Here is a 23,927-nt window from a genome sequence, read left to right on the forward strand (position 1 = left end):
TCTGCTATATTTGCAAACCTTTTTAAGGAAGCCCACTGATTTATTAAGGGCCACTCTTTTATCAAACCATTATAAAAGAGCGAGATACACAAAAAGGCGGGGTAGCTCAGATGGTTAGAGCGTAGGATTCATAACCCTAAGGTCGGCAGTTCGATCCTGCTCCCCGCTACTGATAACGAGGCAGTTACATGAAAATGTGACTGCCTCCGTTGTTTTTGATCATACAATGTTAATACATTTAATTAACGATGACTATCATCCCATATGATAGTATATAAATAAGAGTTCCTTGATTGGATAGTTAAAATTGTACTTATTTCAGGCTCATAACCCTAAGGTCAGCAGTTCGGTCCTGCTCTCGAATCGAACAAGCTTAAAAAATCAAGTTTTGCCCGATTCTTTTCATCTAACTTACTGTTAATTAAGTAGATTATATTGGCGACTTCGTTCTTCGAGCGGTTCAATAAGCTTCTCCATCAAACACAACTTTTCGGGATACATCGAACCAATAATTCTCCGCTTAACTATAGCATAACCCTCATTATAAACCATTTAAAGAATTGAAAGGTTCGTTAAAGCCTTATCTAAGCAATCGTCTAAATTGAACGATGTCATCCCAATAACAAAAAAAGCCCCGAAATATTTCCGGGGCTTTTGATTGGTCTATAACTTTATTTAGTAGTGAAATAGCTTATACCAGGTGGATTAAAATATATTTCGGGTAACAGGCGGTTAGAATCTTTCGGGTCGGTTGGCCTGGCTGTGGCTTTTAAGGTGATGCCGGTAGAGCCCACCACATAATCGGTATACAAACCATTGGCCATAATGGTATAATACCTTCCCGGCGCCATGTTGATGGCTTTAGTAATGGCACCTACTTTGGTGGTTGTACCGGCTAAATATAACTGAAAGGTATATCCGGTAGTACCTATGGGGTTAGCATCAATAGGTAAAAATTCGGTTAATGTATTTGCCGCAATACCGGTAAACGGTGTTAATGTAGTGGCGGCAGGTGCGCCTGTAGCGGTATAAACACCCGTTACATCAAGCGGTGGACTGTTGGGTATAAAATTGCCAAACCTCACGTAGATCTTGGTCATATCGGCTGTAGGGAATTTATCTTCCACAAACAAAGCGGTTGGCTTATCCGGGTAACCGATAGTAAACAGTGAATAAGTCCCCCTTTCTGCAAGGGATTGTGTTAAGCTCACCACTGTACTGTTGGTTGCTACAGTTTGCGGGCTAACTAATGCCGGTACTGGGGTTGAAGTTGCAATTTTAATAGTTGCATTGCCCGAAGCCACCAATACGTAATTAACCGATGTGCCGCCAGGATAAAGACCGCCATATTGAACAGCGGTATTAAAAGCCGATGGATAAGCGATACCCGTGATTACCGAAGTTGGTTTTAAATTATCAGTTAGCCCTACGTTTTGCTGTGGGCTTATCTTTGTCCCGTTCACATATTCGTCAACAGCGGGCAGGCCGGGAATGGCTTGCGCAAACTTGAGTTGAGCACCTGTTGCCGGTTGGGATAGCTGGGTAATGATATTTTTTTTACAACCCGTGATCATGATCAAAAACAGGCATGTAATGATATAAAAGTTCCTTTTCATAATGTCTTTTTTTGAAATAATTAAGGTAAAATAAACCATGGCTTTTTAGTGTGATAATCCGGATCAAGGGCACCAAAGCTCTTCAGGGCTGGTACGTTCCAGATATACTCCGAGTTATAACGCGGTCTTACCACATAAACCTGCTTACCCGCGTTATCGGGGTACAGTGTTCCTGGTTTGCTAAAACCCTGGAAAATGTTGGTATCGTAATTATACCGGCGCTCATCAGCCCAGGCTTCTAACGATCCCCATACATATAACGAGATAAATTTTTGCTGCATGATATCGGCGATGGTTAAGGCGGCAGCGCTTTGCTTAACGCATGGCCCACTCATATAAGCAGCTATGGCAGCTGGAGATATAGCTTGTTTAGCCCCCGTAAGAGAAGTTGCCTGCGGCGGATTACTTACAAAATCCAAACTTGCATTAATCCCATTGATGTAGGCCGCATAAGCACCACTCAGATCACCTTTTTTAAATAAAGCTTCCGCTTTAAAAAACTGTACCTCACCATAGGTCATCAACACGCCGCGCGAATCATCATTATAAATATATCGTTGTGACTTAGGAGCTGATGTTGGATAAGCAGTTACGCCATCGCCAAACAAATAAGGCACCAATGTAGGGCCATCGGTCGCGTTCGGATCGCCGTTAGTGCCAATTACACCGCGATAAACGCCATCTTTACTGGCTGATATGATTTGCTTAATACGCGGATCTAAGGTATAATCAGGGGTAGCAGAACCGGTAAAAATACGGCCATCCAGCAGGCGTACTATAAAGTCTGATTGTCTGAAGGATCCTAAATTGCTCCTTGTTGGTCCCCAAAAATTGGAATCACCGGATTGCGAGCCTCTACACTCCACACTGGCATTATCTGCGTTGCTTACAAACGAGCTGTCGGCATATTTTTTCACATTGTCGGCATTAAATGTGGCTTTATTGCTTTGGTGCAGCGCGTTTTGGGCCAGTATAGCATAAATAAATTTGATCCATTTACTGCGGTCGCCATAATACATATAATCACCTTTGGCCAGCGTAGGTGATATGGCCTGATTATCGGTTTTAATAGCCAGGTTCATGTAATTTAAGGCCAGTTGGCAATCCTTCACTACTTCGGCATAAACAACAGATCCATCATCATAATCAAAGGTCAGGCGTGTAGGGTCAAAGGCTTCTTTCACAATCATATGATCATACAGGTCGCCGCCGGTTTGCCATCCCCAGGCCCGCAGCGCATAGCCAACTGCTACATAATCCCATTTCTTTTTAGGAATAGCATCCTGCCATAACAGGGTGATGTTTTGACCAAGGCTAAAATAAACCGTGCGCCACATCTCGCCGGCGGCGTCAGACGCGGGCAAATATCCTTCCTCGTCCCAAACGTTGTTGGCCGTGGCCGATCCCCATACCTGGGCATACTGACCTATATAACGGCTATCGTACCAAACACCACGTGCCATACCCGCCTGTATGGGCGGCAACAGGGCCGATGCATCAGCCGTGACAGGCGCGTTGGGGTTGGTATTTACATCAATGTATTTTTTACAACTGCTTGCCGAAAACAGCACAAGCATTGTCAATATGGAATATTTAAAACTTTTCATGTCGTCTTCTTTTTATAACTTCACTCTTAAACCTAAAGAAATTACCCTTGGCGTAGGTACAGCACCATAATCAAAGCCGGCAGCACCTGTTCCTAAGGTGGACGAGTTGGTGCCGCTTACGTCAGGATCTGCGCCTGAATAATTAGTGATCATAAATACATCGGTAGCAGTTACAAACACACTGGCCGATTTAAATACGCTCTGACGTTTTAATAATGATTGCGGTAATTTATAGCTTAACGTAATGTCCTTTAACCTAACCCAGTTAATATTGTGCTCAATAAAATCAGCATCAATGGCGTTCACATAATAGTTATTCTGCGTGTTGGGTGTAACCTGAATGTTGTTAACAGTAGGATTGGCTGAGTTTTCGTTACCATCCTTTAAAACACCTGGTACAACAATAGGGTTCATACGGTTCAGAGTACGAGTGCTTAAGCCATATTTGGTCATGAAAAGTTCGTTGCCATTAAATACATCCCCGCCTTTACGTATGTCGAACAGGAAGTTCAGGTCGAAATCTTTAAATGTAAAATGGTTACCCAGACCTATACTGAATTTTGGCTGCCTGTTGCCCGCTACGCCAAAAGTTACATTGCTGATGGGTAAACCGCTGGTAGGGTCTATCAGTACTTTGCCGGCATTATTGCGGGCATAGCCGAAAGCAGCAATATTAAGGGTGCTGCTGCCCGGAAACAGACTTGAGCGCACATTGGAGTAGATCCAGGTATCGGAGTTATAATACTCTGGTAAGCCGCCCAGGCTAACTACCTTGCCACGTGCTGCGGTAAAGTTTAATAACACATCCCAGCTAAAATTTTTCGATTTAACAGGTACACCGGTTAGTGATACTTCAAAACCATGGTTCTTTACTTCGCCACCATTAAGATATTCCAGTATATAACCAGATGCATAGCTGATACGGGGGTTAAAGATCTGGTTGGTAGCCTTTACCTCATAATAGCTGATGTCGGCACCTAAACGACCGTTGAAAAATTGAAATTCAGCACCCAGGTCAAGCTCTTTGTCGCGTTCGGGTTTTAGGTTGGGATTGTTGCCGGTAACATCATAGGCAAAACCGCCACCGGTGGTGGTTTGTTGTAACAGGGTAGATCGTATTTTGTATGGGGCAGCCGGGTCTTTACCAACCTCGGCATAGGATGCTCGTATTTTACCGTATGATAATATGGAGTTATCCTTTAAGCCGGGCAGCTCGGTAAATATAAAGCCAAGACCTACCGATGGATAAAAATAATGATCCTGCTGTGTGCCTGATAGTTTGGATGAATACTCTTCACGCGCGGTAGCATTCAAAGTCAGTATTTCCTTATAAACTAAGCCCAGTCTGGCGATACCTGAAAGGTAACGCACCTTTTTTATATAGTCAGATGAGCGCTGAGTGGTAGGTGTGGTATTGTTGATATTATTAAAATCGGGCTGGATAAATTTTTCGCCATAATAACCGTTGACTTCATCCGTATTAGAGATGGCTTCGGCACCAACAGCCAGCGTGGTTTTAAAATCGCCAAACTGCTTTTTAGCGGTAGCAAAAAATGACCCATTAATTTGGAGGTTGCCATCGTTATAATTATCAATGATACCGCCGGTGGCAATACCGTTGGTGGCCGCGAAACTATTCAGTGGCGAATTTTGGTATGATGAACTATACTGACTTACAAAGTTATTACCCGCCGTTGAGGCATAATCAACACCGGCCAAAGCCCTGAAATTAAGCCAGGAAGCAGCATCAAATGACAGGTCGACGTTACCAATCATGCGGTTGGTTTTATCACGGCTTATATTGTTATGAGCATCCCAAAGCGGGTTGTCAAAGTCGATCGTGGCATCTGAGGTTATATTGGCTGCACTTGCCGGTAATATCAGTCTGCGGGTGCCATCCGGGTTCAGGTAATTGCGTACATCATCGTTAGTAGGCCAGGCCAGCGCGTTAATATAAGTACCTGAGTTGCCTTTGTTTAGTTTACGGTTATCAATATTAAAATAGTTGAACGAAGCGCTGCTGGTTAATTTAGAGGAAATTTTTGAAGTGCCGGAAAAACGTAAAGAAATTTTATCATTATACGCTACTGGCAACACACCCGTAGTGTTGCGGATAGAGGCCGAAAGCCGGTAAGTAGTGATCTCGTTACCGCCTTCAAAAGCAAGGTTGTTGATGGTGGTATGACCGGTTTGCATAATATCCTGCAGGTTATTGTAGGTTTTTGTGCCCGGAGCATAAGCGGGGCCAAACAGTGTGCGTACTGTACCGCTGCTGCTGCCGTTTTGGCCCACGCCAAAAACATCCTGGATTTTTGGAAAGCGATAGGCTGTAGCAAAACCAAAATCGTTATCATAAGTAACCGTACCCGGGCCGGCATGGCCTTTCCTGGTGGTAATCACAATGGCGCCACCCGAAGCCGATGAGCCATATACCGCTGCCGCGTCCGCACCTTTTAGTACCGTAACCGTTTCAATATCATCGGGGTTGATATCCGCAATACGGTTGGTAAAATCTTCGCGGCGGTTATCGCCGTTTGATGCCAGTGAGCTTTGGTCAACCGCGTCATTACTCACCCTGATACCATCAATAACAAACAGGGGGCTGTTTGAACCGCCGATGGAGTTTAAACCACGTAATACAATAGATGACGACGCGCCCGGATTTCCGCTGGTACCGGTAACGGTAGCACCCGCCACACGACCCTGCAGGGCATTAATGAAGTTTTCGCGTTGAGTTTGCTGGATGGCTTCGCCCTTAACGGTTTGCACGGGTGAAGTTGAATAGCGTTTATCGGCCTTAACACCAAAGCCCACCGTAATAGGAACTTCCTTTAACATGGTGGCATCCGACTGGAGCGTTATGTTCATCACGGTGACCGTGCCAACGGTTCTTTCCTGGGGCTTCATCCCTATAAAAGAATAGACGATAACCTGGCCGGGACTTGCACTGATGGCATACGTGCCTTTTGAATCGGACTGGGTACCGGTGTGGGTTCCTTTAATTTTTACGGATACCCCGGGTAATGGACTTCCATCATCTGCCGAGGTGATTTTTCCGGTAATGCTTTGCACTTGCGCCATGGTTTTTAGGGCACAACAACATAATACCAGGAAAAAAAAGAGTAAACTTTTTTTCATACTTAAATGGGTTAATTATATAGTGTTTGTTAGTTGCAAATTCCCGGGCGAAATCCGTTAAGATAATTTTGGCCGGTACCAGGCGGCGAATCCTGCATAAAACCGCATAGCAATAAAGTATGTGCTAAATATATGTATAATTTATTTTTAATTATGCGCTATTTATCTGATTTTATTTTATAAGTTGCAAATAACCGCATGTTTATAGGGCTATAAATACACCTGATTCAGGATTGTTACAAAAAACTACATTTGTATATGCTTAAAAAGGAACGCCACGCATTTATCATCAAACAAATAAACCTGCATAACAAAGTATTATCGGCCGATCTGGCCACCGCGCTCAATGTATCTGAAGATACCATACGGCGCGATTTGATGGAGTTGGACGATTCCCGGCAGATCGTAAAAGTGCATGGCGGGGCCCTGTCCAAATCATTTCATTACCCCTTTCAACAAACCGATATCTATGCGGTTGATGCAAAAAAGGCCATCGCTCGAAAAGCCATAGGTCTTATTAAAAGCGGTATGATGGTGTTAACCGGCGGCGGTACCACCGTATTGGAAATGATGCAGGCTCTGCCGCAAAACCTGGCGGTTACGGTGTTTACCATCAGTCCGCTGGTGGCGCTGCAATTGGCCGATCATCCTTTGGTTACCGTGATATTGATTGGCGGGGAGTTCTCCAAAGATTCACAGGTTTGCGTTGGCTCACAGGTAGTGAATTACCTGCATGAGATTAAGTTTGATATTTGTTTTTTGGGCACCAACGGTATTTCGATAGCCGATGGCGTAACCGATTCCGATCTGAACATCGTTCACCTGAAAAAGGCGATGATCAACGCCTCGAATCGCCTGGTGATCATGTGTATTTCCGAAAAATTAAACTCTGTACAACGGATGAACGTTTGTCCACTGGCGAAGGTTGATTACCTGATCACCGATCTTGATCCGGATAATCAGGTGCTGAATGATTATAGGGAAAAGGGTATACAGCTATATTGAGGGAGCGACTGCGAAAGATTAGACTTAAAAGACAAATTTCAATTGCGGCCATTACATTCAAAGAGCCAAATCAGTCGCCATATTTAAGATAAAACGTTTGTAGGGCTGGGACTGCAACAACGAGTATCGCACTTCTGTCATTTGACGATACGTTTTACGCGGTTATGTTTCCATAGGAATCATTTATCGTTAACATGCCTCGCCTTGCGCATCTTATTTGTGAAAAGCAGATTTTTCCATAAGCCAGTAGTATTCTGCAAAGTAGGTTGCTATTTCGCGAACCAGATTCCGCCGAGGCGGCTGAATGTGCTTTGCTTCAGTGTTATCTTGTTATTAAAAATGTGGTAATTTCCGGAGCCATTGGGAATATTGTCAAAGTCGACAACATCGGCTGGACTTTGTCCCGTATAAATGGCCATTACCTTATCTTTGTTCAGCGGATTAACCCAACCGATCAATATCCCATAGCCCGTACCTTCGTATATATTTTCGCCGATTATCCGATTATCCTCAATCAGCAGGGGAATCTGATCAAAGTATTTTTGCAGGAATTTGTTACCCTTCGGTGTTCCCCAAACGGAAAGGTTGTAACCAGAAAGATCCATTTTCAGTGCCGTCGTATCAGCCACTACTTTTGCATCTTTGAATGCAGGTATCCGGTTAATCGTTTTGGTCATAAAATCTTTTAGTTTCCGGTCGGCGCCCTGATCTGCTTCATTACTGGAAACAATGAACAAAATGTCCTTTTGGCCGTAGATGGCGTCGATTGCCGGCATGGCGCTAACGTCGGGTTTTCTGATCGCGTCGGTTACTGCCATCCACTGATCAATATCACCGGGCTTCACTTGTTTAAACGCTTTTATAATTTCCGGGATAAAACTATCCAATGTCGGGAATTGCTGGCGGCTTTTCTCGTAATGTTTAAGTGCATCCAATAAAGGATGAAGATAGATCCAGCGCATACCATATTGTCTGCGTACATAATTTAGGTCAGCAGCGCTTTCACCAAACTTAAGTGCCGCCATACGGCATGCAATAGCTTCGGTCAGATGTTCCTTAACAACAGATCGCCAGGAATGATAAGCCTGCGCTTTCATGGACTCCTTTATGGGTTCCCACATCCATTCGAACTGATCAAATTGCACTTCGTATTTTTCGACGGCAGGGTTGGCAAAAGAATGTGCGAATTCATGCCATAGCAGGCGATACAAAGCAGACACATCGAAGGTAGGCACTCTAATGGCAGTTTTTTCCGGGGCAATCACTGCGTATAATTCCGCGCCGCCCTTTTTAAAAATGCGCGGTCCAAAATTGCCCCAGCCCAGAAAGTTCAGAATCACATTGAACTGGATACTTTTGGCGTTACTGTTTCCGCAATAGCTCAGCAGGCGTTCTTTTTCATTAAAATCGGGCAGGTTGTAGGTTACCGTTGCCAACGAGATTCGATAAAAGTCGGCATTATTGTTAAAAAATTTGGCATAGTTCGCTTTTTCAGCAAAATCTTTCATCAGTAGCCGCAACGAGTCGAGCAGCGGGTTTTTAGCCTCGGGAACAGGAATATCCTTACGCCATTCTAAATTATTAGACATGTGAAGCATTGCCCATATGGGTGCATCAATAGAATTAAAAATCTTCCCATAAAGATCATTTCGCTTCAGGTAGGCAAATAAAGGATGCTTTTTATGGGCCGCAAAATTGTTCAGAATTCTTTGCTTGTAATCCAACTCAATAAAATTCACTAATGGCATACCACTAAGTAGTTCCACGGTATGAAAAAGCTCAATACGCGGATCGACGGTGAAGTTTACTCCCTTCACTATAACCCTGTAATCTTGAAAGGTGGTCTTCCCTGTTTTAGTTGATGAGAAGCTTGCCGGAGCAAATAAGCATAAGCAAAAAATGAATGATAAAATACGTAATGTTGATCGCATAAAATTGTGTTAAGTAATTATTGCAACGTACATAGTAAAAAGCCTACGTAATTTAGTTTGCAAGCGCTATGCCATCTTTAACCGACTTATTCAGTGATAGTTATAATTGAAATTTTCAAAAAAAGTGTCCGATATTGAAAGAAAGCGTCCGGTTTCGGCCATTATTATTCTCTATTTTTATAGTAACGGAGAACTAATCCTATGGCGACATTATTATACTTGATCAGGTGTCCGTATTGCTCAGGAATTTCATGACCGCCGCTGATGTTTCACCTCCAAGGCCGGATCCTAAAATTTGGTTAGGTCCAGGTAGCCGATACTTCCGCCGAGTATAACGACATCTTCAAAACCGAAGTTGTCTGCCCGGCATTAGGAAATTACTGAGGATCCGTTTCGGGCGGGTTAATCTTCAACCACCTTTTTCATCAGGAAACGCTTTTTAAGCCATTCGCGAAGGGGCTCATCGTAAAATTTCAGACTCAGCCATGCTATGGTTACAGCGACAATTACCAATCCAAAGCCTACCAGAAGGCCCTGTGCCATGGGCACTTTATTGTTGCTTACCCATGCAATATGCCAATATATCAGCGGATAATGAGTGATATAAAGCGGGTACGATATGGCCCCGAGAAATTTACAAACTTTAATAGCGCTTTTGCTGATCAACTTACCGCCCGCGCCCATAGATACAATAAGCGGGAAAATTACGATGATAACAAATGCCTCGTATATACCGTTCATCCACAAATGTGTGGCACCTCCAATCCTGGGGATGGATAAAAAAACAATAATCAATAAACTGCAAACGGCAAACGCTCCTTTAATATGTATCAGTTTGCCTATACGCATCAACAATACTCCCGCGAAAAACGGATAAAGCAAACGTATAAAGCCAATGCTAACCTGCGTTTTATCAATGGTCCAGCCGCCAATAACGTCGCCTTGTGGTCCCCATACTAAAAAATCAACAAGCCAACCGGCCGATAATATAACAAATATGGTAAGTACCGTTTTTGAGAAACGGCGAATGAGCACCGCATAAAGAATATTGGCAATATATTCGTACAAAAGCGACCATGCCGCGCCGTTCAGTGGATGTGTTTCCTGCCAGCCGCGGATATCCATTGAGGGCAGCAGCGGGATCATGGTAAAGCCAATCACCGTCGCCAGCAACAACTTCCAAACAGGTGTTGCTGCAACCAGTGGCATCGCTGCCCCACCCTGAAAGTAAAAAAGCAATGCGCCCAGTAGGGTACCAACAATTACCAATGGCTGCAAACGGATAAGGCGGCGTTTGTAAAAATCCCATTGGGTCATTTTGTCCCAGCGGTCATCATAGGCATAGGCTACCACAAAACCCGACAATAAGAAAAAGAAATCGACTGCCAAATAGCCGTGATTAATTATCTGGTGAAAACGATCGCCGGAGTAAGTTTCAAATACATGAAATATAACTACCATGATAGAGGCCACACCACGTAATCCGTCGAGGATCTCATAATGGCTTTTTGATTGGAGATAAACTGGGGTTTTGGTCATTGCCCGGGTAAAATAGATAAAAACTAAATAGGTTGTATTTAGGTGATTAATTTTGTTTGATGGCTGGCTTTTTAATAGTATCTGGTAAAGCGCCGTAAGAACACCGGCCACAGGATGAACTTTTGGAGTGACCTGCCCCTAAAGCCGATTTAGTTTTGCCACTTCCAATTGATTGTATTTTCCATCACCGCCCACTCTCTGATGTAGTAAGCGCTCACATTGGAGCAATCAATGATACTCCAATGTAAGCGCTGTATATGTGGCTAACAAAATCCTTGCACTTTATAATGATCAGTTTAATTTATAAACCAAAAGCTTAAAACTTTCCGGTACCTGTGTCTTGGTGCCGGGTTGAAAATCAGCTACAGGAAAATAAAGTTTATGCGTTGAAATATCCATAGCCATTGTTTTCGCACGATTTTGTGTTTTCAAGGTCTGGATAATGGTGTAACTATCCGCCGAGTTTTGCTTAAATATGGAAGCTGTTCCGTCCCCGTTAGAAGCAATCACCAATTTATTCGCCGCATCGTAAATTACCGCGTCAACCCCGGCGCCAATTGGTAAAGTTTGCACCACTTTTCCGGTTGTAATATCAATAACACTCATGCCCTTATTTTCACGGCAAACAGTAAACAGGCGCTTATTATCTTTGTCAATGGCCAACCCGGTTGGTCCACCGCAAGGTGATAGCGGATAATTCTTTATCACCTTTAAGATTTTAGCATCAATCACATTCAAGCTGTTTTTATCTTCAAGGTTATTGTAAATCAATCCTTTTCCATCAGACACCGCAAATTCCGGGGCCCCACCAAGTGAAATAGAACCAGTTTGTTTAAGTTCTTTGGGATCTACAACAACTGCTGCGTTATCATCACCCTCAAAAACAAATACCTTTTTTGAATATGGATCATAAATAATACCGTCGGCATCCTTCCCTGTTATGGGTATTACTTTAATAGTTTTAAATGTTTTAGTATCAAACACAATAACGGCGCTTCCTTTCCCGTCGCTGATAAAGCCACGGTTCAATTCATTTGACACGGCTATCCCATGTACGCCTTTCATGTTTTCAATAACGGCTACTTGCTTCTCAGTTTTCAGATCCACCACATTAACCGTAGTGCCATGCGAAGCATATAAAACATGATTAGCCTGATCAATAAAGGCATAATCATACCCCCCGTTACCAGTTAAAGGGATAGTTTTATCCGCTACATAGCCCGGACTTTGAGCCATTCCAAATAAAGGAAACAGCGCGAAAGAAATTAGTTTAATCGTTTTCTTAAGTATTTTCATCGAATTGAGTTTTAAATGACTATGCCAAATTATGTTTGAATTTTGGAAACATTTAGTGTTGATTATCTTTAGTATCACTTTATATGCACCCCAATTTCATTATAAGTAGTATTGCTTTTCCAGGTGTGGTGAACCACCTCGCAAATGATAATCGTAACGATTATCATTTTAATTATTATATATTATCCTGATGGACTGAAAGTTAATGGCTATATTAATTCATAAGTAATAATAAATAATAAATGCGATATTTGTCATACATCTGTCAGGATGATGATAAAAGATATTGCATCCAAAAAGAGCGAATAATTAATAAGGGAAACCTCATTACGGCGGGTAGGGTGAATGGCAGATAATAATTTAAAAAACATCAAACATTTTACCCTTTATGAAAAAAACCTCCCTATTATTAGCCGCACTATGCATGGCTGCCATCAGCTATGCACAAACTCCCCAAACAGCAACCGACACCGCAAAAAAATGGAAGATACACGGCGAAAACACTTTCCTGATCAGCCAAAGCTCGTATAAAAATTGGTCGGCGGGCGGTGTAAATGCTTTTGCCGGTAACCTGATCTTTAACTACGATTTTAACTACAAAAAAGACATATGGAGCTGGGACAATAAAGTGATCCTGGGATATGGATTAAGTAAACAGCAGGATGCAGGCTGGCGTAAAAACGACGACCGTATTATCCTGAATAGCTTACTTGGCCGCCAGATATCCAAATATTGGTTATATACATTTTACATGAACTTCCAGAGCCAGTTTACCAAAGGTTATGACTATAACACTACGCCAAAAACGTTGATATCAAATTTTCTGGCTCCGGCTTATTTGACATTCGGACCTGGTTTTGCCTATAAAAAATCTGATAACTTCCGGATCAATATTTCGCCTGCCGCGGCACGTATTATTATGGTAAGGAATGATTCACTTTCAAACGTGGGCGCTTTTGGTGTTACCCCCGGTCATAAAAGCCTGTTCCAGTTTGGCGCCTCGTTTGATGCTTACTACAAGGTTAACCTGGTGCAAAACATCAGCCTGGAAAACATCCTGAAACTATACTCAGACTACCTACACAAACCCGGCGATATTTACACCGACTATACTGTTAATCTATTTATGAAAGTAAACAAGTTTGTAACGGTGAATGCCGGCGCGCAATTGATTTATGATGGTAAAACCCGGATACCAAACGGAGATGGTACTTCCAAGATAGCTCTGCAGGTTAAGCAGATCTTTGGTGCGGGTTTAACGTATAAGTTTTAAGCGGATTCGATAGCCATAGCAACAAAAAAGCTCCTTAACTTTATGGTTAAGGAGCTTTTTCTTGTCCACTCAGGGTCTCTCGCAAAGGACCCTGAGGTATCCTCATTAACAAAGCTTTTACTTACTTTACAGCTTCAACCTTAAAATTCTCGAAAGTTACCGGGAAGCTCAGTTTACCCGGAGCAGCGGCAACCATACCTATCTCGGCTTTTACATTGGGCGGGAAATAAGCCAGGCGCAGCATATCAAATTTCTGTCCGTCAAAAGAGTATTTGATCTCCACATAATCTCCCTTTCTTAATAGCTTTAACCATACCGATTTAGGGCTGTCATGGCGTGGCACAACCGACCAGTCAGATACTTCGCGGGTTACCACGGCGCTTACATTCTGTACGCCGTCAACATACTCAATACCGGTTTTGATCCAGTTTTTTTCGTCGATGCGTATCATCAGTCCTGCCTGGTGAAACAGTTCGTGGTAGCTGCCGGTAATTTTTACGCTGGCCTCAAAATTACCTGCTACTTCCTGGTAGTAAAAAGGGCCATTATCGCGTTTAAAACCATAGTGTGTAACCTGCCAGTAATCGGTACCCGGATCAACGGTAAAAGTGAACTTTTTGGTATTGCCCTCAGCCGCTTTTGTTGGCTTGTTAAACCATTTCATATCGGGGGTACTTTGTGCAAAAGCGCCGGTAGCGGCAAACAGGCAGATCATAGCGGTTAGTTTAATTTTTTTGTTAAAGGATGTTTTCATTTGGTTAGACAGATAATTGGATAAATGTGCTGGCAAGATAGGAAATAAGTTTATGGCATTGTACCAGATATATGTACTTTCCCGCATAAAACAGCGTTAACAAGCTGTTGTCATTTATATATAAGCAAACTTTATGGCGGCTGATTAGTTATTCTTTATTGTACTATATTTAAGCACAAAAAAATCAAATGATGAAATATCGAATATCCATCCTTGCACTGCTTGTAGTAGCAGTGCTTGGACAAAGTTGCGTAAGCACTAAAAAATACAAAGAGCTGGATGCCAACTATACCCAGCTTCAAAACAGCACCCGCGATCTGAGCGTGAAGTACCAGACCAGCGAGCAGGCACTGGCCGTAGCCAATGGCCGGGTAAGCAGCCTGGAAGATCAGCTGAAGTCTGAACAGTCAAACGTAAGAGCATTGCAGGACGCACTGAACAAATGTTTGAACTCCAGTAACCAGGGCAGTATAAACATCTCCAAGCTGGTTGACGAGATCAACAGCTCAAACCGTTACATCCAGCAACTGATAAATGCTAAAAGCAAAAGCGATTCGCTTAACATGGTGTTAACCAACAACCTTACCCGCTCATTAACCCCTCAGGAAACTCAGGATGTTGATGTGAAAGTATTGAAAGGCGTGGTTTACATTTCGCTTTCTGATAACATGCTGTACAAATCAGGCAGCTATGAAATATCTGACAAGGCTGGAGCAACCCTTGCCAAAATTGCCAAGATCATTATGGATTACAGTAATTATGATGTGCTGATAGAAGGTAATACCGATAATGTGCCTATCTCTCAGAAAAACATCCGCAACAACTGGGATCTGAGCGCGCTGCGTGCATCATCGGTAGTGCAGGCCTTGCAAAACAATTACCAGGTTGATCCTAAACGCTTAACAGCGGGTGGTCGTGGTGAATACAACCCGATTGCTGATAACAGCACCCCAACCGGTAAAGCGCAAAACAGGCGTACACAGATCATCATAACCCCAAAACTAGATCAGTTTATGGACCTGATAGGCAAAGCGCCAGCGCCACAGCCTTTAACACCCCAGAAATAATAACAACAAGTAATTATTTAAAAGCGGCGGTCATGAAAATGGCCGCCGCTTTTTTGTTTGGAGATCTTTGATAGTGGTATCAAGAAAAAACTAAGGCACACGCGGCACGCATGCGCCAACAACAGGAAGGGTTTAGTTTCTATGTTTTTACAATCTGATTAATTATCCTTAACAAAACGCACAGAAAATCTGCATGAACTAATATAGTTCCTATCCTCTACGGTTACAAAGTTTAATGAATAACCCTTGTCATTCGTTATCCGTAAAGTATACTGATCAAAGGAAAACGGTCCTGCAGAAGCTGTCCAAAAAGTGGTATCCGTTCCCGTTCCGTCATACGCATTATATGCCAGTCCCACAGGGTAGGCATTAAAGCCGCTATTGTTTGTACCCTGTGTTAAACTCCAGCCAGATTTTGATCTGAGTTTTGCTGAAATAACGGAGTCGCCTTGCACATTATTATTGATGTCTTTAACAGCTCCTAAAAATAGCAGTAATTTATCGGCGTCTTCCCGGGTTGGCAATCGCCACCCCGCCGGTAAAGTGATGGCCATAGCCTGAGTCAGGCTATAAAACTTTCCGGTAACAGGGTCGTTATCAAGGTTCCTATTATAATTTTCACCTCCAGGGCCATTGTAATTAACGGCTGTCCAGGTTTGGGTGCCAATTTTTACGGTAGCATAATTAGTACCATTAATATTGACAATGTTAGTGCTTTCCGGCTTTGAGTCGTTCTTTTTGCTACAGGAAATGGTTGAAAAAATTAAGAGGAGCAGAATCAGCAGGTGTCCTTTTTTCATGATTGTTTTGTGATTGGTCTTGGATTTTAACTTACGCCCCAAAAATACCAGATCCATGTTAACTTATTGTAATGAAAAAGAGTGCCGATAGAAATTTCTTTGCTGCCACGAGCGTGCGCCAGAGTAACAACCTACAGCCTGGTTGCTGGCGCATGCGTGCCGCGCATGCTTTCTTTGTAACAACCGCTTTACGCAATCGTTTCCGTATATTATTGTGGCATTAACAGTTAAAATTTTGGCTTTTCTATAAGTTTTCTTCGATATTTGGTTGGGCCGGTTAAACGGACCACCCATTAATTAACCAATTTACCTATTCTTCATGGAAAAATCACGCCGTACTTTTATTAGGCAGGCCGCGTTGGCGGGTGCCGGTGTAATGCTTGCTCAAAACAGCTGGAGCGCCAAAAGTTATAAACGCATCATCGGTGCTAACGACCGCGTGCGGGTTGGTGTAGTAGGCTTTTCAGACCGTCACCGCAGCTCGCATATCCCCAGCTTTATGAACCATTATAAGGAACTCAACTTTGATGTGGTTGGCGTATCTGATATCTGGAAACGGCGACGTGAAGAAGGATCTGCCATTTGGAAAGAAAAAATGCAGCATGATGTAAAGGCCTACCGCAATAACGAGGAAATGTACGACAGCAAAGCGGTCGACGCGGTATTTATCAGCACCGCCGATTTTCAGCATGCCCGCCATACCATCGAGGCGGTAAAAGCTGGCTGCGATGCTTATGTAGAAAAACCTTTTGCCGAAACCATGGAGGATAACCGCGCCGCGCTCAAAGCGGTAAAGGAATCGGGCAAAATTGTACAGATAGGTTCACAGCGCCGCAGCGGTGCCAATTACCATGCGGCTAATGATTTTATACGCTCGGGCAAATTTGGCCCTATCACCATGGTAGAACTTACCTGGAACGTGAACCAACCCGGCCGCTGGCGCCGGCCCGACTTATTGGGCTTGCTCAAAGAAGAAGATACCGATTGGAAACGGTTTATCATGAATCGCCCATATGAGGCCTTTGATCCGCGTAAATATTTGGAGTACCGTTTGTTTTGGCCCTATTCCTCTGGTTTGCCCGGGCAATGGATGAGTCACCAGATTGATACCGTACACTGGTTTACCGGGTTAAAACATCCGCGCAGCGTGGTAGCCAACGGTGGCATATACGTATGGAAAGATGGCCGCAGAAACTGGGATACCATTTTGGCCGCGTTTGATTATGGTCCGCTGGATGATCCGTCGACAGGCTTCCAGGTAACATTTGGCTCGCGCATGCATAATGGCGATGAGCACCCGGCCGAGATCTATTACTCCAACGGCGGTGAACTGAATCTGAACACCAATAAAGTTTCGCCAGAAGGTGGTTTGACCCAAAAGATGGCCGATGCCATGCACATGCAGGCCAATCTATTGCCCGAGATCAACCTGGCCAATACCGAAAAGGTGATAGCATCTGCCAACACTGGTGGCGATGTGCTCACCTCAAACCATGTACGCAACTGGATGGAATGTGTACGCAGCCGTAAAGAACCACACGCACCGGTTGAGGCCGGTTACAGCCATTCCATAGCCAATATCATGACCAACGCCGCCGTGCATACCGGCTACAAAGCTACTTTTGATGAGGCTACGCAGGAAGTAATGGCTAATGGGAAGGTGTTTAAATATTAAAAGCCTCACCCCCCTCTCCAAAGGAGAGGGCTTTAAAACTTTTGTGAAAGAAATTTATCTCCGATACGTCATTGCGAGGTACGAAGCAATCTCTACATAGGCAGATCAACTGTGTAGATGCGCGCTGTACAGCATAGAGATTGCTTCGTACTTCCCAATGATGTGTTTATTTAACTTTATATCAATAGTATGAGAACTATAAAAACTTTAAGCATCGTCGCTATGCTTACGGCCTTATCATCCTTAGCACAAGCTCAAAAAGCCGAGCCGGTAAAAATAGTCAAAGTATCCAAGGATAAAATAGATATCTCTATCGGCGGTAAACCTTTTACCAGTTTTCTGTTTCCTGACACCCTGGAGAAACCGGTGTTATATCCTTTATATACCGCCGGAGGCACTGTTGTAACCCGTGGTTTCCCGTTGGCGCCGCGTACCGGCGACCCGGTTGATCATCCGCATCACATCGGGATCTGGTTTAATTTTGAAAACCTCAATGGGCTCGACTTCTGGAACAATTCCTACGCTATCCCCGCAAGTAAAAAACATGCTTACGGCTGGATCCGTACCGATAAGATATTGGAAACCAAAAGTGGCAGCACAGGCGTACTGTCCTATCATGCCAACTGGACCAATCAGCAGAAAGAAGTGATCCTGGAAGAAACGACTCGTTTTGAATTTAGCGGTGATGCCAACCAACGCGTTATCGACCGGTATACTACCCTGAAAGCTGATATGGATGCGGTTTTTAAGGATGCCAAAGATGGCTTGCTGGGTTTACGCTTTGCCCATGAATTGCAGATCCCTGATACAGCCGATCAGAAATATACCGATGATAAGGGTAATGTAACCGTTGTAAAAGGCGGGAAGGATCATATCGCCAACGGAACTTACCTTACCAGCGCAGGCAAAACCGGTAACGGTGCCTGGAGCACACGTGGTGTATGGTGCAAGGTTTATGGAAAAATGGGTGCCGACTCGGTAAGCATCGCCATTATCGATCATCCTAAAAATGTAAACTACCCCACTTTTTGGCATGCCCGTGGCTATGGATTATTTGCGGCCAATCCACTTGGGGAAAAGATCTTTACCAACCGCAAATCCGAAAAGAACCTGACGCTTAAAAAGGGAGAATCAGTAACTTTCCGCTACCGCATCGTGATCAGTAACGGCGGGCAAACTATTAGCGTAGCAAAATTGAATGAGCTGGCTGGTAGCTTTGGGAAGAAATAAGTGTGTTGTAAGTCGTAGTTTTATATAAATAACAGCCCGGCTACCCAATAAAAAGACAGCCGGGTTGTTGTGTTAAGGAGACAATAAAAGTCCAACCGACCCATCGGTACATAGTTGTTTGATCGTTAATTTGTGAATGACTTTTTAAATTATAAAAACGCTGTCAAAACCGTACTGAAATTTATTAAAACAGGTATTTTGAATAAGTTTTCGGCAATTTTCGACCCGGTTTCATACATTTTCAGGGCAGAAATGTGTTAAAATAAAGCTTTAAAAAGTTTTTGTGCAAAGCCCCGCTTACATGCTAAGGGCTTTGTTATACAATTATTTTTTTACTGACCAACTGTAAATGATTCCCATCCCGAAGCTGTAGTCCGGGTACAGGTCATGGCCTGGGTACCGTTTTCGCTGCTGATAAATAGGCCATTATTACCGCGCAGGGTAACCTTACCATCGGGGGTGGTTATCCAGTCAAACTTTTCCCAGTCGCCGGCGGTTGCACGGTTACAGGTAATGGCCATAGTACCATTTTCGGATGATACAAATTTGGCTTTGCTGCGCAGGGATATTTTGCCGCCACCGGCATCAATTACGGTGAAATGCTCAGTATCGCCTGCAGTAGTACGGGTGCAGGTCATGGCCTGGGTGCCGTTTTCGCCGCTTACATAGGCATTGTTGAAGCCCTTAAGGGATATAACCGAACCAATTGGTGGATTTGAGCCTGTTGGAGGGGGTGTAGTGCCGCCGCCTACATTAAAGTGGGTATAAGAGGTAAAGCCTAAAAAGGTATTATCATTCGGTACACCCAACGGATCTTGCTGGTTACGTAATGACAGCATATTAGCGGTACCATAATGATGATAAGCCACCTCAACACCCGGAAAAATAGGACTTGAGGTTGAACAATAGTTACAGCCCGTGCTTTGGTTATAAGCGCTGCGCTCAAAATCATAACCGGAGCTGATGCGGCTGGAAAGTGCAGTGTACAATGAGCCATCACCCTGCATATTCGCAATTTCGGCAGCATAAGTTAAACCGGTTAGGGAATATTGGTAGTGTACGCAGTCCTGGCGGTCGCAAAGCTCGGGCATGGTACCACCGCTTTGTATTACCTGCGGCAATACAGCGTTGATCATATCCTCACCCGCCTGGAAAACACTGGCACTGTTCAGGAAAACCCCGATAGCCATTTTGGCGTAACCGGCAGATACGTTCCAGTTATTATTATAGGCAGGTACGTTGTTGATATAGTTGTTCTTTACATTGTTGAGGTAGTCGTTAAACTTGTTAATATCCGTGGTCGACCAGTTGGCCGATACACCATTTGGTTTATAGTACCGGATAATTTCGGCAGCAGCCACAAAACTGGGTGTGGTCCAGGAGGCTTCCAGGGCAGGTTGATTTGGGTTGTCGGAGGCATCTATAGGGGCATAGTTCTGGAAGGTGTATGACCAGCCGTTCAATATCGCGATACATTGGTTGGCATAGGTAACATCGGCAGTTTTGGCAAAACGGAGGGCCAGAGCGTAAGCCAACTCGGCGTCCTTCCTGATCTGGCTTTTTGAGGGACTGGTATGCCCGTTTGACCCAACATAAACCGTAGTGTAAAATTGGGTTGGCAAAGCGTTGTTGCTGATAAAATCAAGTACTTTTTGGTAAGCAGCAGTACGGGTGGCATCACCACTGTTCACCTGCGAAGCGATCAGGTCGAGATTAGCCTGGGTGTTAATTACGCCGGGATGGATAAAAGTGGTTACCGCACGGGGGTTGGTTTGTGGTGTGGTATCTGATGTACCGCTTTTAATAGTTGATTTTTTACACTGGCACAGAAATGCGCACAGAGCAAACAGGCAGGCAAAGGCCAGCCAATAGGTGGTTTTCTTTCTCATAGCTCAAGAAATTTGGTTTATTGGTTTTGGTTAATTAATTCTTTGATCTGTACATCTATGATAAACACTTCGATAAAAGTGTAGCTTCAGCACTCCGAAATGCTTTGCCTTTTGTATAGATATACCTGCTCCGCAAATAGCAGCGTGATCATCCGGATGTTAGTGCAGGTTTTCTCATCATTTTTAAAATAGGTTTATGTTATTTGTTGGTTTACAAAATGCATAGGAATAGCAACAAACTACCCGGGCGGTTGTCGCGAAAAAAATTGGGTTTATAAAGTATAGGTTAATTAGTGGTTTACCCAAATTTATTTATTAGCTTTTATAAAAAGCTAATTTTCAGGTATTTATTTACGACAACGTTTTCGTTATAGTATAATAGTGAGTATATAAACACGATGCTTTATTATGATTATTTGAGATGAAATTTACATTAAAAACCGTAAACCATGTAAACTCAGATCTCGCTTTGTTGATGAGGCTAAGTCAAGCTAATAATGGTGCCAATATGATAAGATATGCCGGATTGGGCAATAATTTAATGGATAAGTTTTTAACTTTATATTGGCCCTTTTAATAGGCGTCCCTATGAGAAAAATCTACTCATCTTACTTATTTATTACTTCATTGTAATTAATTACCTTGTCATCAAAAAAGCCATTACAACAAAATCGCTAATCCAGGCGATCATGTACTTGGTTTGTAACTATCCATATCCATGAAAAAAATAATCCTGATCATCACCTGTATTTTATTTTATAACAGTGTGTTTGCACAAAATGAGATTAGCCATGATTTACAATTTGATACCCTGGCCAGGCGATGGGACGAAGCTATTCCACTGGGTAATGGTATGCTTGGAGCATTGATATGGCAAAAGGGCAATCATTTGCGCTTTTCGTTAGACAGGGCCGATCTTTGGGACCTGCGCCCGATGAAGGGACTGCACCGTAAAGAATTTAGCTATCAGTGGGTAATTAACCAGGTCAATAAAAAAAATTATGCACCGGTACAAAAGTATCTGGATGAGCCTTATGACCATGAACCTGCCCCTTCCAAAATTCCCGGCGGCGCGTTGGAGTGTAATACCAAAGATTGGGGCAAGGTAAAATCTGTTAATTTGCATTTATCCAATGCTTTATGTACCGTTAAATGGGCAAATGGCACTATGCTGAAAACCTTTGTACATGCAACAGCACCGGTAGGCTGGTTCAGGTTTGAAAATATTAAAAGCGATTTTGAACCCACGTTAATTGCCCCAAAATACCAGGGAGAAATAAAAGTATCCGGCGATCCGGTTGGTGGCGATGACTTGTCGCGGTTGGGTTATCCTGCGGGAACAATCAGTCAGCAGGGAAATAGCATTACCTACAAACAAAAGGGCTGGGGTGGTTTTACCTACCAGATCAATGTAAGCTGGCGTAAAGTAAATGCAACTACCATAGAAGGCGTGTGGACTATCTCGTCACAATATCCCGCTAAAAAGATTAATCCCACAGCTGCTATAGTATCCGCAAACGCGTTAAAACGGGGGCTTCAGGCTGATTTCGAATCGCATGAAAACTGGTGGGATAATTTCTGGAGTAAATCGGCCATTCATATACCAGATGCGTTGTTGGAGAAACAGTGGTACCTGGAACAATACAAATTTGGCTCGGCATCAAGAACGGGCGCCCCGCCGATCTCACTGCAAGCGGTATGGACGGCAGATAACGGTCGACTACCACCCTGGAAAGGCGACTTTCACCACGATTTGAATACCCAGTTAAGCTATTGGCCCAGCTACAGCGCCAATCATTTGAATGAAGGTATGGCCTATCTGAACCATTTGGATGCTAATAAAGCTAATTACCAGCGGTACACAAAAATGTATTTTGGTAAAAATGGGTTGGCCGTACCGGGCGTTACTACCATGAACGGTACAGAAATGGGCGGGTGGATACAGTATTCACTTTCACCAACGGTATCTTCCTGGCTGGGTCAGCATTATTATTTGCAATGGCGCTACAGTATGGATAAAAACTTTTTGCGAACCCGAGCCTACCCCTGGATAAAAGCAACCGCCACATTTATTGAAAGCCTGACCAGTTTGGATAGTAAAGGGCATCGCAAATTGCCTATCAGCTCAAGTCCCGAGATCAATGATAACGATATTACAGCCTGGTTCCACCAGAACACCAATTACGACCTGGCTTTAATGAAATTTACATTTAAAGCCGCTACAGAACTGGCCGGAGAGCTGGATCAAAAGACCGAGGCCGCTCACTGGAAAAAGATATATGATGAGTTTGATGATTTCGTGGTAACACCGGCTAATGAACTGATGTTTGCGCCTTCCATGGCTTATAACCAATCGCACAGGCATTTTTCAAATATGCTGTGCATTTATCCGCTGGGGTTGATGAAATGGGAAGATGGTGAAAAGGCACAATCCATTATCAAAAATTCCATTCATTTGCTGGATAGTATAGGCCCCGCTTATTGGTGTGGCTATTCTTACTCCTGGCTTGCTAATATGAAAGCGCGGGCAAAAGACGGGCAGGGTGCGGCTAAGGATCTGACCATTTTTGCAAAGGCGTTTTGCTCTATCAATAGTTTTCATTTAAATGGCGACCAAACCAAGTCGGGTTATTCTAAGTTTCAATATCGCCCTTTTACCTTAGAGGGAAACTTCGCGTTCGCTTCTGGTTTGCAGGAAATGTTGCTGCAAAGTTATGCCGGCTTTATTGAGGTAACACCAGCTGTACCAACTGCCTGGAAAAACCTTTCCTTTGAAAATTTACGGGCCGAGGGAGCTTTTCTGGTCAGTATAAAAAAAGAAAACGGACAGATAGATGAAGTAAAAGTTGTATCAGAAAAAGGTGGAAAAACTAAATTGAAGCTTCCCTTCAAAACGTGGTTTGCCCAAAATCAAACAGATGTTGAAATGGGTACCGTTAAAGATGGTCTTATTGATCTGGACTTTAAACCCGGCGCCGTGTTGGTTTTAAAAAACGGATATGAATGATAACCTTTTTATTTAGTAAACTGCTTTAATTTTTATGGCAAAAGCAATTGCGTAATTTAACTGCTTAAATACAAATTTTAACTTTACTAAAGCCTTATCC

At 43.4% G+C, this 23,927-nt stretch carries 16 protein-coding genes and 1 tRNA gene; 8 read left to right on the top strand and 9 right to left on the bottom strand.

The window, feature by feature from the left end:
* Nucleotides 1-95: 95 nt before the first annotated feature.
* Nucleotides 96-169: transfer RNA gene (locus AB6735_RS15750), tRNA-Met, on the top strand.
* Between the two features lie 502 nt (nucleotides 170-671).
* Here AB6735_RS15750 and AB6735_RS15755 read toward each other — a convergent pair.
* Genes AB6735_RS15755 through AB6735_RS15765 form a run of 3 tightly spaced genes read right to left on the bottom strand, consistent with a single transcriptional unit; the run spans nucleotide 672 to nucleotide 6,361 of the window.
* Nucleotides 672-1,616, bottom strand: a complete 945-nt coding sequence (locus AB6735_RS15755; protein WP_370996803.1) for a DUF4397 domain-containing protein — start codon at nucleotides 1,614-1,616, stop codon at nucleotides 672-674.
* Nucleotides 1,617-1,636: 20 nt separating this feature from the next.
* A complete protein-coding gene (locus tag AB6735_RS15760) occupies nucleotides 1,637-3,223 on the bottom strand; it encodes a SusD/RagB family nutrient-binding outer membrane lipoprotein (protein ID WP_370996804.1) in 1,587 nt (528 codons plus the stop codon).
* Between the two features lie 12 nt (nucleotides 3,224-3,235).
* A complete protein-coding gene (locus AB6735_RS15765) occupies nucleotides 3,236-6,361 on the bottom strand; it encodes a SusC/RagA family TonB-linked outer membrane protein (protein ID WP_370996805.1) in 3,126 nt (1,041 codons plus the stop codon).
* Nucleotides 6,362-6,619: 258 nt separating this feature from the next.
* Here AB6735_RS15765 and AB6735_RS15770 point away from each other — a divergent pair, with 258 nt between their 5' ends.
* A complete protein-coding gene (locus tag AB6735_RS15770; protein WP_370996806.1) occupies nucleotides 6,620-7,366 on the top strand; it encodes a DeoR/GlpR family DNA-binding transcription regulator in 747 nt (248 codons plus the stop codon).
* Between the two features lie 269 nt (nucleotides 7,367-7,635).
* Here the strand turns inward: AB6735_RS15770 and AB6735_RS15775 are convergent, their stop codons facing one another.
* From AB6735_RS15775 to AB6735_RS15785, 3 genes are all read right to left on the bottom strand, one after another.
* On the bottom strand, nucleotides 7,636-9,297 hold the full coding sequence (locus tag AB6735_RS15775) for a DUF4932 domain-containing protein (RefSeq protein ID WP_370996807.1): 1,662 nt from the start codon (nucleotides 9,295-9,297) through the stop codon (nucleotides 7,636-7,638).
* A 402-nt stretch (nucleotides 9,298-9,699) separates the two neighbouring features.
* The gene (locus tag AB6735_RS15780) at nucleotides 9,700-10,836 is read right to left on the bottom strand and encodes an acyltransferase family protein (RefSeq protein WP_370996808.1); all 1,137 of its coding nucleotides are present in this window, start codon (nucleotides 10,834-10,836) and stop codon (nucleotides 9,700-9,702) included.
* A gap of 291 nt (nucleotides 10,837-11,127) precedes the next feature.
* Entirely contained in the window at nucleotides 11,128-12,132 is a 1,005-nt protein-coding gene (locus AB6735_RS15785; protein WP_370996809.1) for a hypothetical protein, read from the bottom strand.
* A 388-nt stretch (nucleotides 12,133-12,520) separates the two neighbouring features.
* Here AB6735_RS15785 and AB6735_RS15790 point away from each other — a divergent pair, with 388 nt between their 5' ends.
* Complete coding sequence (locus AB6735_RS15790) at nucleotides 12,521-13,405, top strand: DUF3078 domain-containing protein (protein ID WP_370996810.1); 885 nt, start codon at nucleotides 12,521-12,523, stop codon at nucleotides 13,403-13,405.
* 121 nt (nucleotides 13,406-13,526) lie between these two features.
* Here AB6735_RS15790 and AB6735_RS15795 read toward each other — a convergent pair whose 3' ends face one another.
* On the bottom strand, nucleotides 13,527-14,159 hold the full coding sequence (locus AB6735_RS15795) for a DUF1349 domain-containing protein (protein WP_370996811.1): 633 nt from the start codon (nucleotides 14,157-14,159) through the stop codon (nucleotides 13,527-13,529).
* Between the two features lie 188 nt (nucleotides 14,160-14,347).
* On the opposite strand from AB6735_RS15795, the gene AB6735_RS15800 reads away from it, so the two are divergent.
* The gene (locus tag AB6735_RS15800; protein WP_370996812.1) at nucleotides 14,348-15,226 is read left to right on the top strand and encodes a flagellar motor protein MotB; all 879 of its coding nucleotides are present in this window, start codon (nucleotides 14,348-14,350) and stop codon (nucleotides 15,224-15,226) included.
* A gap of 158 nt (nucleotides 15,227-15,384) precedes the next feature.
* Here the strand turns inward: AB6735_RS15800 and AB6735_RS15805 are convergent, their stop codons facing one another.
* The gene (locus AB6735_RS15805; RefSeq protein WP_370996813.1) at nucleotides 15,385-16,026 is read right to left on the bottom strand and encodes an FISUMP domain-containing protein; all 642 of its coding nucleotides are present in this window, start codon (nucleotides 16,024-16,026) and stop codon (nucleotides 15,385-15,387) included.
* A 71-nt stretch (nucleotides 16,027-16,097) separates the two neighbouring features.
* Between AB6735_RS15805 and AB6735_RS15810 the strand changes: the two genes are divergently transcribed.
* The 3 genes from AB6735_RS15810 to AB6735_RS15820 all read left to right on the top strand — a co-directional run bounded on the left by AB6735_RS15810 (nucleotide 16,098) and on the right by AB6735_RS15820 (nucleotide 18,931).
* A complete protein-coding gene (locus AB6735_RS15810) occupies nucleotides 16,098-16,250 on the top strand; it encodes a hypothetical protein (protein ID WP_370996814.1) in 153 nt (50 codons plus the stop codon).
* Between the two features lie 95 nt (nucleotides 16,251-16,345).
* The gene (locus AB6735_RS15815) at nucleotides 16,346-17,701 is read left to right on the top strand and encodes a Gfo/Idh/MocA family protein (RefSeq protein WP_370996815.1); all 1,356 of its coding nucleotides are present in this window, start codon (nucleotides 16,346-16,348) and stop codon (nucleotides 17,699-17,701) included.
* A 189-nt stretch (nucleotides 17,702-17,890) separates the two neighbouring features.
* Complete coding sequence (locus AB6735_RS15820) at nucleotides 17,891-18,931, top strand: PmoA family protein (protein WP_370996816.1); 1,041 nt, start codon at nucleotides 17,891-17,893, stop codon at nucleotides 18,929-18,931.
* 332 nt (nucleotides 18,932-19,263) lie between these two features.
* Here the strand turns inward: AB6735_RS15820 and AB6735_RS15825 are convergent, their stop codons facing one another.
* Nucleotides 19,264-20,820 (bottom strand): alginate lyase family protein, encoded by a 1,557-nt coding sequence (locus tag AB6735_RS15825; RefSeq protein WP_370996817.1) that lies wholly within the window; start codon nucleotides 20,818-20,820, stop codon nucleotides 19,264-19,266.
* A 718-nt stretch (nucleotides 20,821-21,538) separates the two neighbouring features.
* Here AB6735_RS15825 and AB6735_RS15830 point away from each other — a divergent pair.
* Complete coding sequence (locus tag AB6735_RS15830) at nucleotides 21,539-23,827, top strand: glycoside hydrolase family 95-like protein (RefSeq protein WP_370996818.1); 2,289 nt, start codon at nucleotides 21,539-21,541, stop codon at nucleotides 23,825-23,827.
* The last annotated feature ends 100 nt before the right edge of the window (nucleotides 23,828-23,927 follow it).

This window comes from Mucilaginibacter sp. RCC_168 (assembly GCF_041355315.1).
Taxonomy (GTDB): domain Bacteria; phylum Bacteroidota; class Bacteroidia; order Sphingobacteriales; family Sphingobacteriaceae; genus Mucilaginibacter.